The sequence below is a fragment of the Terriglobales bacterium genome (assembly GCA_035651655.1).
Lineage (GTDB): Bacteria > Acidobacteriota > Terriglobia > Terriglobales > Acidobacteriaceae > DASRFG01.
The window spans coordinates 50926-67316 of sequence record DASRFG010000028.1; the positions used below are offsets into that span (position 1 = coordinate 50926).

The 16391-nt window shown below is 57.3% G+C and carries 14 protein-coding genes and 1 other RNA gene; 5 read left to right on the top strand and 10 right to left on the bottom strand.

The genetic code is table 11. The features are described from left to right. Together VFA76_13945 and VFA76_13950 are read right to left on the bottom strand one after the other, a co-directional pair. On the bottom strand, positions 1-582 hold the full coding sequence (locus VFA76_13945; protein ID HZR32943.1) for an adenylyltransferase/cytidyltransferase family protein: 582 nt from the start codon (positions 580-582) through the stop codon (positions 1-3). Beyond that, positions 582-1652 (bottom strand): PfkB family carbohydrate kinase, encoded by a 1071-nt coding sequence (locus tag VFA76_13950; GenBank protein HZR32944.1) that lies wholly within the window; start codon positions 1650-1652, stop codon positions 582-584. Before VFA76_13950 ends, VFA76_13945 begins: the two co-directional genes overlap by 1 nt. Before the next feature lie 100 nt (positions 1653-1752). Here VFA76_13950 and glyA point away from each other — a divergent pair, with 100 nt between their 5' ends. From glyA to VFA76_13965, 3 genes are all read left to right on the top strand, one after another. Then, the gene (gene glyA, locus VFA76_13955; protein ID HZR32945.1) at positions 1753-3042 is read left to right on the top strand and encodes a serine hydroxymethyltransferase; all 1290 of its coding nucleotides are present in this window, start codon (positions 1753-1755) and stop codon (positions 3040-3042) included. A 55-nt stretch (positions 3043-3097) separates the two neighbouring features. Continuing rightward, on the top strand, positions 3098-4300 hold the full coding sequence (locus tag VFA76_13960; protein ID HZR32946.1) for a glycosyltransferase family 1 protein: 1203 nt from the start codon (positions 3098-3100) through the stop codon (positions 4298-4300). A 121-nt stretch (positions 4301-4421) separates the two neighbouring features. Beyond that, positions 4422-5315: an outer membrane lipoprotein-sorting protein gene (locus VFA76_13965; protein HZR32947.1), complete on the top strand. Its 894-nt coding sequence runs from the start codon at positions 4422-4424 to the stop codon at positions 5313-5315. Positions 5316-5339: 24 nt separating this feature from the next. On the opposite strand, the gene VFA76_13970 is transcribed toward VFA76_13965, so the two are convergent. From VFA76_13970 to rnpB, 3 genes are all read right to left on the bottom strand, one after another. Further along, on the bottom strand, positions 5340-7091 hold the full coding sequence (locus VFA76_13970) for a chloride channel protein (GenBank protein HZR32948.1): 1752 nt from the start codon (positions 7089-7091) through the stop codon (positions 5340-5342). Between the two features lie 29 nt (positions 7092-7120). Next, positions 7121-8230, bottom strand: a complete 1110-nt coding sequence (locus tag VFA76_13975) for a tetratricopeptide repeat protein (protein HZR32949.1) — start codon at positions 8228-8230, stop codon at positions 7121-7123. Between the two features lie 178 nt (positions 8231-8408). Further along, positions 8409-8818: RNase P RNA component class A (gene rnpB, locus VFA76_13980), an RNA gene on the bottom strand. Positions 8819-8954: 136 nt separating this feature from the next. On the opposite strand from rnpB, the gene hpnI reads away from it, so the two are divergent. Then, positions 8955-10118, top strand: coding sequence for a bacteriohopanetetrol glucosamine biosynthesis glycosyltransferase HpnI (gene hpnI, locus VFA76_13985; GenBank protein HZR32950.1), 1164 nt, complete (start codon positions 8955-8957; stop codon positions 10116-10118). On the opposite strand, the gene VFA76_13990 is transcribed toward hpnI, so the two are convergent. From VFA76_13990 to VFA76_14010, 5 genes are all read right to left on the bottom strand, one after another. Continuing rightward, positions 10115-11878, bottom strand: coding sequence for a glycosyltransferase family 39 protein (locus VFA76_13990; GenBank protein HZR32951.1), 1764 nt, complete (start codon positions 11876-11878; stop codon positions 10115-10117). The two genes, hpnI and VFA76_13990, sit on opposite strands and share 4 nt — an antisense overlap. Before the next feature lie 178 nt (positions 11879-12056). Beyond that, entirely contained in the window at positions 12057-12362 is a 306-nt protein-coding gene (locus VFA76_13995) for a hypothetical protein (protein HZR32952.1), read from the bottom strand. 120 nt (positions 12363-12482) lie between these two features. Then, a complete protein-coding gene (locus VFA76_14000) occupies positions 12483-13232 on the bottom strand; it encodes a carbohydrate-binding family 9-like protein (protein ID HZR32953.1) in 750 nt (249 codons plus the stop codon). 33 nt (positions 13233-13265) lie between these two features. Next, positions 13266-14849: a phosphoenolpyruvate carboxykinase (ATP) gene (gene pckA / locus VFA76_14005; GenBank protein HZR32954.1), complete on the bottom strand. Its 1584-nt coding sequence runs from the start codon at positions 14847-14849 to the stop codon at positions 13266-13268. A gap of 201 nt (positions 14850-15050) precedes the next feature. Next, positions 15051-15425, bottom strand: a complete 375-nt coding sequence (locus tag VFA76_14010; GenBank protein ID HZR32955.1) for a hypothetical protein — start codon at positions 15423-15425, stop codon at positions 15051-15053. A gap of 71 nt (positions 15426-15496) precedes the next feature. Here VFA76_14010 and pgeF point away from each other — a divergent pair, with 71 nt between their 5' ends. Continuing rightward, a complete protein-coding gene (pgeF, locus tag VFA76_14015) occupies positions 15497-16390 on the top strand; it encodes a peptidoglycan editing factor PgeF (protein ID HZR32956.1) in 894 nt (297 codons plus the stop codon). The last annotated feature ends 1 nt before the right edge of the window (position 16391 follow it).

Sequence of the window (16391 nt, forward strand, 5' to 3'; positions counted from 1 at the left end):
TTAAGACCGGCCGGAATTCTTGGTGCTGGACTCCTTGATCGAAGCCGCGCTTGCTCGGGCACGACTCTGCTGGCTCATGTTCTTCTGCTGAATCTTTCTCCGCGCCATGGTTCCTGAGATCAAACCGCTGCTGGAGTGAAGCTTCGAATCTCCCACAATCTCTACCCGGCCGCCGTACTCCATCACAGTGTCGCGTTCCGGGACACTATCCGCGGTGTAATCCGTGCCTTTGGCGTGGATGTCCGGGTGGATCTCCCGTACCAAAGCACGTACGTCAGATTCGGGAAAGATGATCACCGCATCAACATCAGCCAAGGCTGCCAGGATTTCGGCGCGTTCATCGGCGGGCATCAGGGGACGCCCTTCGCCTTTAAGCCCGCGCGCGCTCTCGTCAGAATTAATACCGACTACGAGCTTTCCGCCTAGTGCTTTGGCTGCGCGAAGGTAGCGCACATGTCCCACGTGCAATAGGTCAAAACAACCGTTAGCCAGCGTGATCTTCTCGCCGCTGCGCCGCCAATCGTCAGCTCGCTGCTGCAATTCGGTGCGGCTGAGAACTTTTTTTGTCCGCGAATCGGCCATTAATGCACTCTGGTAGCAGGAGGCGCTTTCTCCAGCGCCTCCAGCAGCTCCTTTTGAGAAACGGTTGCCGTGCCCCGCTTCATCACCACAATGCCACCGGCATAATTTGCCAGCTGAGCGGCTGCCTCGGTATCCGCGCCTGCCGCGAGCGCTGCTGTGAAGGTGGCAATGACGGTATCGCCCGCACCCGTTACATCTGCAACTTCGTCGCTGCCGAAGATTGGAATGTCCACCGGACTTCGCCGCCGATCGAACGCTACCATGCCATCGTGTCCGCGAGTAATCACTAGCGATTCCAGCTTCATACTTTTCATGACTTGCTCACCGGCTGAGAGGAGCTTGGTCCACTCATTGCCGATGCTAGCGCCCAGGGCTTGCTCAACTTCGGGTTCGTTGGGGGTTGCGGCTGTGACGCCTGCGTATTCAAGCATCCGAGCGCGTGAATCCAAAGTGACCGGAATCTTGTTCAAGCTGCCATTTGCGCGTACCGCGCTGAAAATTGCCGGAGTTGCTGCTCCATATCCATAATCCGAAACCAGCAGGGCATCGGACGCCCTGGCGTATTTCCGCGCAGCCTCGATCAATTCCCTGCTCACATGCGAATTAGGAGGTGACTCGGGCTCACGATCTACCCGCACAACCTGTTGCCGTCCCCAATGACTGATGCCCGCTAGTATGCGGGTCTTGGTCACGGTGGTGTAATTCTTGTCTTTGAGGATGCCGCTGGTGGGAATATGTTTTTGCCGAAAGCGTTTGAGCAGCTGCCGGCCAGGCTCGTCTTCCCCCACAACGCCGACGGGCAACACGTTCACACCCAGGTCGGCCAGGTTGTACACGGCGTTGGCGCCACCACCCGGCAGAACAGTGCGACCGCGATGCTTGAGGATCAGCACCGGCGCCTCTCGCGACACCCGCGAAATCTCCCCGAATACAAACTCGTCGGCTACAAGATCCCCGAGCACCGTAATGGTGAGCTTGGGAAAGGCCGCAACGATCTTCGTCAGCCTTTCGGTCTCGCTGGGATGCCTGCTCATCGTGTAGGTGGATTTTCTCACAAGGCGGCGCTCCATTCTAAAACTCCGGCTTATCGGCGTAGAATGCCTCCATTGGGACTCTTGGCAGGTGAGAGCGCTCGCGCTATTTTGTTGAAGCCCAACACTCAACTAACTTATGAATTCTGACCCGATGTACCGCCCGCTCGCCGATGTTGATCCGCAGGTTGCTGCGGCCATTGATAACGAAGTCCGACGCCAACACGAAGGCCTTGAGCTGATCGCTTCGGAGAATTTCGTCAGTGAAGCTGTGCTCGAAGCGATGGGCTCGGTGTTCACCAACAAATACGCGGAAGGCTATCCCGGTAAGCGCTACTACGGAGGGTGCGAGTTTGCTGATGTGGTTGAGAACCTGGCGCGCGATCGGGCCAAGCAACTGTTTGGCGCAGAACACGCCAACGTGCAACCGCACTCCGGCTCATCGGCCAACATGGAAGCATACTCGGCGGTGCTGCAGCCGGGCGACACCATTCTGGGCCTGAATCTCGCTCATGGCGGCCATCTCACGCACGGCCACCACCTGAATTTTTCCGGCAAGACCTACAAGGTGGTGCCCTATGGCGTAACTCGCGAGACCGAGACTATTGATTACGACGATCTGGAAAAGCTGGCTGAACGCGAACATCCCAAGCTAATCATCGGCGGCGGCAGCGCATACGCGCGCATCATCGATTTCAAGCGCATGCGGCAGATTGCGGACAAAGTCGGCGCCCTCTACCTGGTGGACATGGCGCACTTTGCCGGGCTGGTGGCTGGAGGAGTACATCCTTCACCGATTCCCCATGCACAGATCGTGACCACCACTACTCACAAGACACTGCGCGGGCCACGCGCAGGAATGATTCTGTCGAAGGCCGAACACGCCACCGCGATTGATAAGACCGTCTTCCCTGGCGATCAGGGTGGACCTTTGGTCCACATTATCGCAGCCAAGGCAGTGTGTTTCCACGAGGCGCTACAACCCGAGTTCCGCGAGTACGCCCGCCAGATCGTCGCGAACGCCAGGGTGCTCGCCGAGACCTTAGCTGCCGAAGGGTTCCGGGTGATCTCCGGGGGTACCGACACTCACCTGATGCTGGTGGATGTTTTCTCTCAAGGTATGCTGGGTAGCGAGGCAGAAAAGGCGCTGGGCGAGGCCGGCATTACTGTGAATAAGAACGCCATTCCTTTTGACGTTAATCCTCCGCTTAAGCCAAGCGGCATCCGCCTGGGCACGCCCGCATTGACTACTCGCGGGATGCGTGAAGGTGATATGCGGCAGATCGGACGCTGGATTTCAGAGGCGCTACATCATCGCAATGAAGCTGACGTGCTGAAGCGCCTTCGCCGGCAAGTGCTGGAGCTGGCGGAACAATATCCCTTATATCCAGAGCGGCGGGCCAGAGCCCAGGCTGAGAGCAGGGTCTGACAGACCAGTCTGATAGATCAAAATAGCTGCTGGATTTGACGCTATACTCATCCCCGTGAAGGTGGCCATTGATATCCGCCGGATCGCCGACTTCGGGGTCGGTACCTATATCCGCAACATAATCCGGGCCTTGGGACGGCTGGACCAGGAAAATCACTACATCATGATCGGCGCACCGGAGCGGGTGCGCGAAATTGGGCCACTCCCCCCAAATTTTAAAAGCGTCACGCTGACCGCGCCCGAGGTCTCGTTCCGTGGCTACTCCCAGTTCCGCGCCATTGTGCGGCGGCTGGGTTGCGACCTGGTCCACATTCCCCACCTCTCCTGGGTACCGCAATCCATCTTGTGTCCTTATGTCATTACGGTGCACGACGTGCTGGAGCACATGTATCGAGCGCGCAACCACTCTGGTTTACGGCGAGCAGCGCATTTCCATCTCACGCGCAGGGTGCTGAACGGCGCCGAGCGCATATTTGCGGTCTCAAACTTCACCAAGCGGGAGGTCGAAGCTCTATTTCACGTCCCCGGCAGCAAAATAGAAGTGGTTTACAACGCTATTGACGAGCGTTTCCGGCAGGGCCACGCGACTGAGGCTGACCGGCAATTCATTGCAGAGCGTTATCAGGTCAATTATCCGTTCCTGCTTTATGCTGGCAGGATCAGCCCACACAAAAATGTTGGGCGAATCATCGAGGCGTTCTCCGCGCTGAAGGCAGAATTGGAGAAGCAAGACAAATTCCCGGACCTGAAGCTGATCATTATCGGGGATGAACTCTCACGTCAGCCGGAACTGCGCCGCACCGTGATTCGAAGCGCTGTGCAAAATGACGTGCGCTTTCTTGGTTTTGTGCCCATCGAGGTGCTGCGCATTTTCTACGACTCAGCGAAACTTTTTGTTTTTCCATCGCTGTATGAGGGCTTCGGCCTGCCGCCGCTGGAGGCCATGTCGCATGGCACGCCCGTAGTCACATCCAACACCACCTCACTGCCGGAAGTCGTGGCCGGGGCGGCAGTCCTGGTGAATCCAGAGAATGTTTTTGAAATTATGCACGGACTGCACCGTGTGCTGCTCGATCAGGGTTTGCGTGAAAAGCTAAAACAACGGGGATACGATCAGGCGAGCCGCTTCTCTTGGGAGGCCACGGCAAACCGCATGTTGGCCGTGTACAAGGAAGTGGCGGGCGGCGAAAAAATACGCACCGGGGGAGAGAAAATACCCGTCCCCGCCACTGCTGGAAACCTTAAACAGGGTTCCTGAGCCGGTGGTTCGCTTTTCCCAGGCGGAAATTTACCTGTTTTCGGGCCCTAGCTGAAGCCCACTCCTGGCAGGACAATTGCTTCTAATCACATGAAAGTACCTACCCGCGCCATCGGGTCTTATGCATCGCGAGTTACTCACTCTCGGGTCCTTGATTCTGGCGATCGCCGTGGTATCTGGCTACGGTCAGAAGGTTGCGTCCCCGTCAGCCGGCAATCTCCCCATGGATGGTCGCGCGCCCGCAAGCAAAGACATTAAAGATCAGTCAGTTAAAGCCGATGTGCCAGGAATTGTCACCCATCTGGAGCAAGCGCAGCTGGCCAGCCGTGAGCACCTGCGCGCTTATAGCGTCACCCGCGACTACCGCTTCTTTGCCCAGGGCAACGACAAGCCGGACTCCGAGGTGATGGCGCGGATCAATTTTGTCCCTCCAGATACCAAAACTTATTCCATCGAGGAAGTCCAGGGGAACTCGCGCGGGGCCAAGATCGTCCGCCAGATCCTGGATCATGAGGCCAAATTGGCCCATGGAAGCCAAAACTACGGGCTTACATCCGCGACTTACGACTTCCAATATGTGGGACGTGAGTGGGTGGACGGTCGCGCCTGCCATGTGCTGGCTGTGGAGCCAAAACACAAGAGCGAAGATCTGGTGGAGGGCCGGGTGTGGGTGGACGAAAGAACCTATCTTCCGCTCAAGGTTGAGGGCGACCTAAGCAAGAGTCCATCATGGTGGATCAAAAAACTTCACGTTAGCCTTGCATTCGGGAGCGTGGACGGAATGTGGCTGCAGACCACCTCGCGTGCCGTGGCTCAAATACGTCTCTTCGGCGAACATATCTTCATCTCACGAGCCTTGAACTTTCAGACCGGAGATGTCGTTGCTCAAAGCCAGGGTCCGTCTTCTGTCGCCACGGATGCCAGATTGAGCAGCGCTGTGCGGCCTCGAGCAAGCCATACCAGACGCACGCTTTCAAACCCAACCATTATTGGCGCCGGCGTTTTGGCGAAATAGCCTAACAGGATCCAGTGGCCTTTTTTATTCTCGATTCCTGCCTTGTAAGCCGTAGCGCCTAATCACATCCTCTAGAGAAATTATGCCCTCGAGCTTTCGAAAATCGGCGCGGTGAACCACCGGAATCTCAGCCAGATCATGTAAGTAAAGCAGCGCAGTATCGAGAGGCTGGTCGGGATGCAAATAAGGTAGCGCAGGACTGCTCAGAGCCGCTCCCACGGTAAGGTCGCCGTGTCCTGCTGCCACCAGGGCCTGCAGCGAGCTCCTTTCAACCCGGTTCCATCCTATCGGTGACAGTCGAACAAAGACGGTGTCTCCTGGAAGACGTTGCACTCGCTTCAGAGCAGGTTCCAACAGCTCGTCTGCTTCTACGACGGCGACGGCCGGGGTCCGCATTGCGTCCTCCACGCGCAGGATGGGTTGTTCACGCTGCTGCTCGAGCGACGGCAACTCGACGCCGTCCTGTCTTGAGAGCAGGTCAAAAATTGGAGTGGGTTGCAGGCTGCGGGAGATGAGATACGCGATGGTGTTCGCTACCATCACCGGAATTATGATTGAGTAATTCCCGCTGACTTCCAGCACCATGAAGACGGATGTCATGGGGGCCCGCAGAAAACCGGCGAACAATACGCCCATGCCCACCAAAGCATATGTTCCTACGGAGCCGGCCATGTGGGGGAAAAAGTGGCGTTCAAAACCTCCCACTGCTCCACCCAGCATTGCGCCGATGAACAAGGTCGGAGCAAACATCCCTCCCGGCGTGCCGCTGGTAAATGAAAGCGTAGTCGCCAGGATCTTCAGTCCTGCCAAAATCCCCAGGAACTCCCACGTAAATTGATCGTGCATCGCCTGGTCAATGAAGACGTATCCCGCGCCCATGACATGCGGCACACCGAGATAGCCGATGAGTCCAATCAGCAGACCCGCAACCGCAGGCTGAAAATACTGCGTCCATTGCGGTGCGGCCTTCAGGCGAGCGCGCGCGGCCGCGACACCTTTCGCGAATACGACAGAAGCAACTCCACCGACCAGCCCCAAAACCACGTATGCGGCCAACTCACCAGGGCGTACTGAGGTGACCGGCGGGATGTGAAACAAAGGCTCCGACCCGAGGAACCAGCGTGCAATGACGACGCTAGAGACTGCTGAGAGAACTACCGAACCTAGTATGCCCGCGCTCCAACGTCCAATGACCTCCTCGATTACAAACAGGACGGCGGAGATTGGGGCATTAAAAGCAGCCGCCAAACCTGCCGCAGCTCCAACCGGGGCAATCAAGCGCAACTTCTCTCGTGAGAGATGCAACCAGCGTCCGAGTGCTGACGCCAGTGATGCACCGATCTGCAGCGACGGATCTTCGGGTCCGAGAGAGTGCCCCGCCCCGATCGCCAGTGCAGAGGTGATGAACTTCCCCACCGCCGTGCGAAGAGGAATATAGCCGTCATAGATGTAGAGCGCGGCTTTGGTCTGGTTGACGCCACTGCCCCTGACTCGAGGAAAAATCCTCATCACCAACACCGCAACTACAAGCCCGGCGATGCCGGGGGCCAGTAACAAGCGAGTATTGTGGGGTTCTAAAGTAGGGCCCAGCAGCACGAAGCGAAGCCACTCAATGCAAACCCGAAAGCACACTACGGCCAGACCAGAGAGGACTCCAATGAAGATGGCGAGAACCAGGAAGAAATGGTCTTCCGACAATCCCAAACGGTAGAGCAAGCGACGCCGCTGTACATCGCCAGCAACATCTAGCACTGGGCTCACTTCGGTAGCACTCATCGTCATCGTTCTCTATTGTAAGGAATCGCTCAACGTTCAGGGTCTTCCCGGCGGCGGGAGAGCAGGAGAAGGGCAAGATCAGTTCCGGTGGGCGTGCCACAAAGTCTGCTGGTCTGGTCTTCAATTTGAAACACTAGATCCATGGCGGCATCAATGAACTCCGGCTGGCGCCGAAGCCTCGCCGAAGTTATGCCGGGACTCATCTGTTTCCATTGCATGTACAGCGCTTCCAAATCGGACGTCGAGTCCAGATTGCTCAAACTCTGACCTTTCGACTCGGCACACTGTTTGAGGCGATCGCCAGCCTGCGTAAAGGCCGACACGCTCCTGGTGGCTCGTTCGCGGAGGGTCAATCCCCGGCGGGAGGGGTTCACAACGCTCATCAGATTTACGGTTGAGAGCAACTGGTCAGAGCGGGAATCCTTCGGATCTTCCACCACTGCGTCACGCAAATAGTGGCCAGCGAGACCGTATTGCGCGAGTTGGAAAGCGGCTTCTCCTGCTCCGGCTGCTCCGTTCTGATTTCCCGGCGCCAGCTGCAGGACGGAACGATACAGCCCCAGCGCGCTGCGGTAGTCCGGAACCCTCGTGAACAAGCCAGCAACACGGAGGCGCAGGGGCACGTCGTTAGGCAGGTCGGCTGCGAGCGCCACCAGTTCGGATTGGGCCTGCGTATTCATTTTATTGCGGAGTAGAAAGTCAATGAGATCGAGCCTCGCCTGGCGGCGATTTATGCCTGGCTCGTCCGGCCAGAATCCGTAAATCGCGGCATGAAAAAATCGAATTGCATCTGGAACGTCGCCGTGCTGAGCAGCGAGGCGAGCCAATTGCAAGTTGACAACCCCGTTGCCGGGCTCTTCCTCAAAAAGACCCTCCAGGTAGGCCCGCGCCTCATTGGGATGGTTGGCGGCGGTTAGGGCCTGAGCCAGGCGCAGGCGGTAGCGCGGGTTCCCTCGTGAATACATGAGCGCAACTCGAAGGGCTGCGATGGCCGGTTCCGGCCGTCCACGCTGTAGTTCCGCGTCGCCTTTGGCAAAGAATTGTCTTCCGTAGGCGTCCTCCCGCGCGTGGTATGCCCGGGTGGCGAAATAATCCACTGTTCCAAGAGCGCCGAGCATGAGCAGGAGACCGAGAACCACCAGAGGTTCCCTCCGTCGGTAAGAGCGTGGCTGTGGTTGCGGGACGGGGGCGGAGGTGTTGTCCGGAGGAGCTGGTTTTCTACGAAAAAATGCCAACGCGCTCCTCCTGATTCAAACCGGGCAAATGGGGAGTGGCTTTCGTTGCAGAGTTTGGTAGCTGGTTGATTACTTCATGTTATCAGCAGCCGGACCTGTAAGCCGAATTCTGTCTGCCGGCCGAAGCCTGCAGGACGATCATTCCTCTGGGCCGCGCATCACTGCGCGGCTCTAGCGACCTACCCGGGAGTCTTGCGCGCCGAGCCAGCACGCTCCCGCCGGCCGAAGCCAGCGGATCTTCTCCCCTATTTGGTCTTGCTCCGTGTGGGGTTTGCCATGCCCGCCGCATTGCTGCGGCAGCGGTGCGCTCTTACCGCACCTTTTCACCCTTACCCCGCCGAAACGGGGCGGTATATTTTCTGTGGCACTGGCCGTCGGCTGGGCTTGAACCCGGCCTCCCGGATGTTATCCGGCACACTGCTCTGCGGAGTTCGGACTTTCCTCCCCCGGTGGCTCGTGAGAGCCCCCAGGAGCGACCGTCCGGTCCGGCTGCCAACTTATTGATTATAACCTGCTAATTAGATGATCTGGCGGGCTGGTTGAGGCCTCTGCTCCTTCTGTAGCCTCTGCTACACTCGTGACGTAAATTCCTGGTGCACTCCACAGAAACAGTCCGCATCGTTGGGCAATGCAAATCCAGCTAGCTCTCCAGATCTTTTGCGCAGTGATGGCGGTCTGTGGAATCGGCTTCTATGCGTTGTCCATCTGGAGTGCGCGGCAATACATACGAGAACGCCGTGCGGCAAGAGGCGCCCGTGGTGACGCATTTACCCCGCCGGTTTCGATACTCAAGCCGCTGCGCGGCACTGATCCGCACATGTACGAGAGCTTCCGTAGCCATTGCTTGCTGGATTATCCAGAATACGAGCTCATTTTCGGCGTCAGCGAGCCCGATGATCCGGTGATTCCACTGGTTGAGCGGCTGAAATTGGAATTTCCCCAACGCTCGATCCAGTTAGTCCACTGTTCTCGCGACCTCGGCCCCAACACCAAGGTCAGCAATCTGATTCAGATGCTGCCGCTGGCCAAGTACGAATATGTGCTGGTGAACGATAGCGATATTCACGTCCCGAGCGATTACCTCCGGCAAATCATGCAGCCATTTCAAAGTCCGGAGGCCGGCCTCGTTACTTGCTTGTACCGGGGCCATGCCGGAACGTCCATCGGCTCACGGCTGGAGGCGATCGGCATCAGCACGGAATTTATGCCGGGAGTGCTGACCGCCAGAAAGATTGAGCATGGCATGCACTTTGCTCTGGGCTCTACTCTGGCGATGCGTCGGGAAGCCCTGCAGGCAATCGGAGGCTTTGATCCGCTGTTGGATTATCTGGCCGACGATTTCGAACTCGGTTATCGGATTTCGCAGACTAGCTTTGAGGTTGCGCTTGCCGACGTAATCGTTGACACGTCAGTTCCGGATTACTCGCTGGGCGAGTTCTTTAATCATCAATTGCGTTGGGGAAGGAGCACTCGGGATTCCCGGCGCTATGGCTATCTGGGGTTGGCATTCACATTCGGACTGCCCTGGGCCATTCTCGCCGTGATTTTTTCACGAGGAGCGCCCTGGGCATGGGCTTTGTTGGGCACGGTGCTAATCACCCGATTGCTGATGGCGACGGTTGTCGGTCACGGGGTGTTGCACGACCGGCAAGTCTGGCGCGATCTTTGGCTAGTTCCGATGCGAGAACTGGTGGCAGCAATTATCTGGCTGGGGAGCTTCGTCGGCCACACCATCACTTGGCGCGGCCGCAAATTCTTACTTCGTGACAAGCGGTTGTATCCCGCCGCCTAGTGCGCCACAGCCTGATTCGTGTAGATGTATTTCCCCCCGCCGTGGGCCAATTCGTAGGAAGTCAGACCGGATAGCTGGGGAGGTTGCTCCTGGTCGCTCCAGAGAAACACGCGCGATGCGCCCTTCCACAGGCGTTCGAATGAATCCTGGGTCTCGAAGACCTGCGGCGCGTCAGGGAAGAATGATCCATACCAAAGATTCGCGCTGCGCGCGTGCAGGATGCGCACCGGGACTCCGGTGTAGAAGTTCAACGTAGAACCCTGTTCGTATTCGCCGGCGATCACAATCACGTCTCCCGGCCGGTATTCTTTCTGAATCGCCACCGCAAGCTGCTTGGAGGAGAGAATCGGCGAGAAGGTAACCAAAGCCGCATGCACGCAGGAGAGCAGGGCCACCATCATGGCTGCCAGCGCCAGATTGCCGTTCGCCGGCGCGCCGCGCCGGCGGAACAGCCAGTTCAATCCCGTGCCGAGCAGCAGCGCCAGGCTGACTCCCAGTAGAGGATCGCGAAACACTCCGAGCGCCTGCGGAGTTAAATCAAAGATGTGTCCGAAGGAGAGAGCGTAATCCTGCGGATTCTTCCTGAGCAGTTCCGCGAGGTCACTGCCGGGCGGAACGGCGCGCGACCATGACAACAGCAGCAATCCGACTGCGCAACCGAGAACGCCGATTGCGAACAAGATTCCGGACGAGATTCTCCCCGCCCGCCGATCCGGTGATTCCGGAGCCGCCACTGATTCTCGTGCCAGCCAGCCTCCAATCAGCAGTGCCAGTGCGGGCACCCCAGGGAGCGTGTAGTACTCCTGGCGAGTAGAGAAACTGAAGAAGAAGACAATCACCAACGCCCAGATGGCAAACAACAAATTGGCGCGTTGCTCGTGGTTCAGCCCTGAACGCAGGCTGCGCAGCCGCAATGGAATGCTACGTATGGCTTGCGGCAGAAATGCACTCCACGGCGCCAGCCACAGCAAGAGTAGTCCCCAGAAGACAAGCAACGGCACGGTATCGTAGTCGCGGGGCACTCGCTTGTTCAGATAACGCAGGAAGTGTTCGTTTACGAAATAAAACCAAAGAAACCCGCGCACGCTGCCCTGGGTGGGATTGCGAAGCGCCGCCAGGATGTGCCAGGGCGCGGCAATCGCCAAAAACACCGCGGCACTGGAGAGCAAGCGCATCCGCAGCAAGTGGCGCAGATTCCCGGTGAGCAGCAGGAAGGTGAATATGATTGCACCCGGGAAGACGAGCCCGATCAACCCTTTGGTGAGCACATTGAGGGCGACAGTCCCAGCTAATCCCCAACACGCCAACCGCGATGGCGGCTGCTCTTTGAGCGTGCGCAGGAAAAAATAAAAACCGAGCGCCAACCAGAGGGCAACCAAGACGTCGGGGATCTGAAAACGGGTGAAGAGGTAAATTCCCAGGCAGGTGGCGAGCACCAATGCAGAGTAGAATCCGCCCACTTCGCCATAGGCGCGTTTTCCCAGACCGTAGGTGGCGAGCAGCAGCGCCAAAACGCCGAGCGCCAGGGGCAGACGTGCGCTCCATTCGCTTACGCCGAACAGCTTGAAACTAGCGGCAATGCCCCAGTACATAAAAGGGGCTTTCTCCAAATAACGAATTCCATTGGCGTAGAGCGTCACCCAGTCATGGCGGACCAGCATTTCACGTGCAGCTTCGGCGTGGACTGAATCCGCGTCGTCGAGCAAGGGGGGCGTGAAAAGCCCCGGAATATAAATGACTGCCCAGAGAAGGACAATCATAAGAATGTGGAAATTCTTGCGCGTATGAGAGCAGCTCGTGGCGCCTTGAGATAAGGTCTGTTGATTTGGGATCGCGATGGATTGAGGCATGCGGTCGCGGAGCTGACTAGCTAAAACCTCGATTATAAGGGAGAGAGATTCTCGACCCGCCGTCGGCTAACAGGTGATTTCGCGAACCTCACAACCGGGTTGGCAGGGTCGGGTCCGGCTCACGGACCGGCGCAGGCGGCTCAGGCTGCGGCCCATCGGGAGGTTCCTCTACCGGCGAACGGGGTTCCTGGTCGGGTGGTATCGGCGGCGCGGGACGGTCTTTCTTCAGCTCGTTGTTTGCTCGCGGCCCGAGCAGGCCACCAGCTAAGCCGGAAAACCCCAAAGCTCGCGACGAACGGTGTAATTCGCTTTGCCCACTCTGGGCAACATCTTCCAATATCTCTTGAGCGGTGCGGCGGGAAGAACTCACGACGGTGCTTTCTTGTGTTGCCATGGTGATGCTTAGATGCATGCTTACCGACTGGTGGGTTTGGGTGTGTTTGAAGGTCAGGCAGGGATTACCAGAGTCGGTGCGCGCGGAAGGCTGCGCGACTCAGTTATTCAGTCACCGGTTCTACCTAACGAAGCGAATGGTGCCGAATCGCGTGGGAGTATGGAAGTTGGCTTTAGAAGCGGGCACAGAACTCCAACAGAGGAATTTGCGTGAAGCGTCATCACCCTGGCCATCAGCGCGGAAGAAGTTAATCCGCCACACCTCGCCCGTTTTCAATCTGGCCTTGAGTGCGCTCAGGGGGATGCGCATCTCACATATCCAAATGTTCCGCTGGGCATCAATGCGAGTCACGTGCTCGAAACCTGAATCCCAGGCAGCCGCGTTGAAGGGATGCTTGTCGAGATTGATTTCCAGGTCCACCCATTGATTATTGGGCGCAACCTCGAACTCATAATAGTGCTTCACTCGCGCGGGCTCCGGGTTTAGGAACACCTCCACCACATCGCGCTCCCACAGTCCCCAACGCTCTTTTCTAGAGTCTTCGCCTTCATAAACATTCAAGGTCGAATACTTACAGCGGAAGGCAAAGTAAACGAACTTTTCCGTCCACAGACTGGCAACTTCCGTAGCCAGTTCTGGAAAATTGCGCTTGCCCGTCCAGTCGGTGTCGAAACGAACATGCTGCGTTCGCCTCCAGACATCTTTTTCCAGGTTGCCATCGAGGACGAAGTCTTGCATGGCAAATGTCGAAGCGATATGGAGCTGGCTGGTGTACGGGCTGTCGGCGTCGGGTGCTAAAGCGGTCTTCACTGGCGACGCCTGCACAAGCGCGGTTGCCAGGATAAAAAATGACACCAGAAATTTGTGCATGCAGGTTCCATCAGCAGTGATACGCGTTCGGTTCTATTTACGAGATGGTCTTGGTCCCGCCGCCCGTATCTCATCAGAGACTTCGAACCTCTCAAAGTTCTTTACAAAGCGATCAGCCAATTCGGCTGCGGCGCGGTCATACGCGGTTTTGTCAGGCCACGCGTTGCGGGGATTTAGCAGCTCGCGAGGCACAGCGGGGACGGCCTTCGGAAGGCTCAATCCAAATGCGGGTTCGGTTTCGAATTCAGCGTTCGTGAGCAGGCCCTCAACTGCAGCTCGCACCATGGCGCGGGTGTAACTTAGGTCCATGCGCTTGCCAACGCCATATTTCCCGCCTTGCCACCCGGTATTCACCAGCCAGCATTGAGCGCTGTGCTCACGCATGCGGCGCCCAAGCATCTCGGCGTAGACCTTCGGCCGAAGGGGAATAAAAGGTGAGGCGAAGCAGGTAGAAAACGTAGCTTGCGGCTCGTTTCCCATGCCCGCTTCAGTACCTGCCACTTTGGCGGTGTATCCGGAAAGGAAGTGATACATAGCCTGTTCAGGGTTGAGCCGCGAGATGGGGGGGAGCACACCAAACGCGTCAGCGGTTAAAAAGACGATATGTTTGGGATGAGTGCCAATGCCAGGAATCTGCGCGTTATCAATGAACTCCACCGGGTAAGCCGCTCGCGTGTTCTCCGTAATGCTTTCGTCGTCGTAATTGGGAACGTGCGTCTCCGGCTGGAGCACAACATTCTCCAAGACAGCGCCAAAACGCAGTGCATTCCAGATCTGTGGCTCCCGCTGCTGTGAGAGCCGAATGCACTTGGCATAGCAGCCGCCTTCGAAATTGAACACCCCATTCTGACTCCAGCCGTGCTCGTCGTCACCGATGAGCCGGCGATCGGGATCGGCTGAGAGGGTGGTTTTACCCGTTCCCGAAAGGCCGAAGAAAAGAGCTGTAGTTCCATCCTTGCCGATGTTGGCAGAGCAATGCATGGGAAAAACGTCACGTGGCGGCAGGATGAAGTTCATCACACTGAAAACAGACTTCTTGATTTCGCCAGCGTAAGCCGTGCCCCCGATCAGCACAATCTTGCGGGCGAAGTTCAAAAGGATGAACGCTCCCGAATTGGTGCCATCCCGTAATGGATCGGCGTTGAAGTCGGGAGCACCAATCACCGTGAACTCGGGTTGATGATTCTGCAGGTCGCCACTACTGGGGCGAATAAACAACTGGCGGGCAAACAAACTGTGCCAGGCGAGCTCAGTCACGACCCGCACCGGGAGGCGGTACTCGGGGTCGGCGCCAGCGTACAGGTCTTGGACGAAGAGCTCGCGCCCGCGGAGATATTCCACCACCCGGTCATAGAGGGCATCGAATCTGGAGGGCTCAAATGGCTGATTGACGGCGCCCCAATGCACGTTTTCCGCAGTAAGCGCGTCTTTGACAATGAATTTGTCTTTGGGGGAACGACCGGTACGGCCGGTATACCCCACCAGAGAGCCGTTGCTCGCCAGACGTGCTTCGTGTCGCGCAATGGAATGTTCCACCAGGATGGCGGCTGAATCGTTGCGGTGCACCTTTTCCTGGCGCAGCAGTTCAGCTAAATCGGGTTGAGCGGCCGTTGACATAAGTGCGGCTCCTTACAATGCAGGAGACGGCATATTGTGCCCTAATCCCCAATAGGTTCCAAGTCTACGCTTCGGGGGTAACCTCAACCAGTAATGCCGATTACGGCAGCCGACAATTGTTAAGGATTCCCATTCCGGAGTGGCATCCGAAGCCGGAACTCTCATTCTCTGAGCTGAAGAATGGCAGTTTGGTTGGCTGCATCAGGCCGAGATGCCGGTGCGCGCTTCTTTTATGACCGCATCAAGGTGAAGAAGGGTTTCCTGGACGGTAAGGGAATAAAGCTCGCGCCCGCCGTCCTCGCCGGACTCGATTGCGCTTTTCAGATAGTGGCCGGCAACCTGCACGGCCAAAGGATCGGTGATTGGCTTGCCGGTGCGCTTCTTGTATTCCACCCACGCCGCCATCGGAAGAGCAATCCATGCCGAACGGCCCCCGGCCAAAAATTTTATGTCCACGGCATCCGCGTGGCGCGTGGAGATCGCCAGGATCAGAGACTGATACATGCAATGCAGTTCTTCCCCGGTCCAACGGTCCACCGCATGAAAGTCCTCGTACATAGAGTTAGAAATATACATGAGATTTCAGTTGGGCCGGCTTCGACCCAGCGAACCAATCAGACATACTCGAGCAGGTTAGAATCGGAATCGTGCCATCAGCAAAGACGCGGCCCTCGAAAAAATCCAGAACCCCAAAGTCGAAACTCCAGGTCCTGCAATCGGACATACTAAAGCTGCCCTGGCTGGTACATGGGTTTAGCACCCGTACCGGCGGATCATCAACCAATTACGGCGGCGGAGCTCTCAACCTGGGCTTCACCGAGCGCGATTCGCCGAAGACAGTGGAGCATGATCGAGAGGCCTTTCTACGCAAGCTTGGGGTGGAAGCGCCGGTGTTCAAGCTCATCACGCTGCGTCAAATCCATTCAGACATTATTCATGTCGTCGAAGATGCGTCGTCGGACGTCCTGACCGGAGATGGACTGGTTACCAATACCACAGGTCTGCTTCTTGGTATTCAGACCGCCGATTGTCTTCCAGTCCTGTTAGTGGACACCAAGCGACGAGTGGTAGGCGCTTTTCATGCCGGCTGGCGTGGCACCCTCGCCCGCATCGTTAAAAAAGGTGTAGGCGACATGCAGCGTCACTTCGGCACTTCCCCGCGTGACCTGAAAGCAGCCATCGGCCCCGGAATTCACGCCTGTTGTTATGAGGTCGGGCAAGAACTGCGGGAGAAATTTCATTCACAGTTTTCATACGCTGACGATCTGTTTCGCGAGTTGCGCGATTCTGATCCGGTGCGCGAAAAATATCCTCTGCTATTCATGAATGCTCGGGCGCCAGGCCACGGCCCGGACATCCCCAAGATATTTCTCGACCTGGTCGCCGCCAATACTCGACAACTACTCGACGCAGGTTTATTAGCGAAGAACATTCAAAGTTCACCGCTGTGCACCTCGTGCCGAACGGACCTTTTGTTCTCCTATCGAGCGGAAAAGGGAAGCACCGGCAGATTAATGGCAGTTATCGGACTGCGGCCGTAAA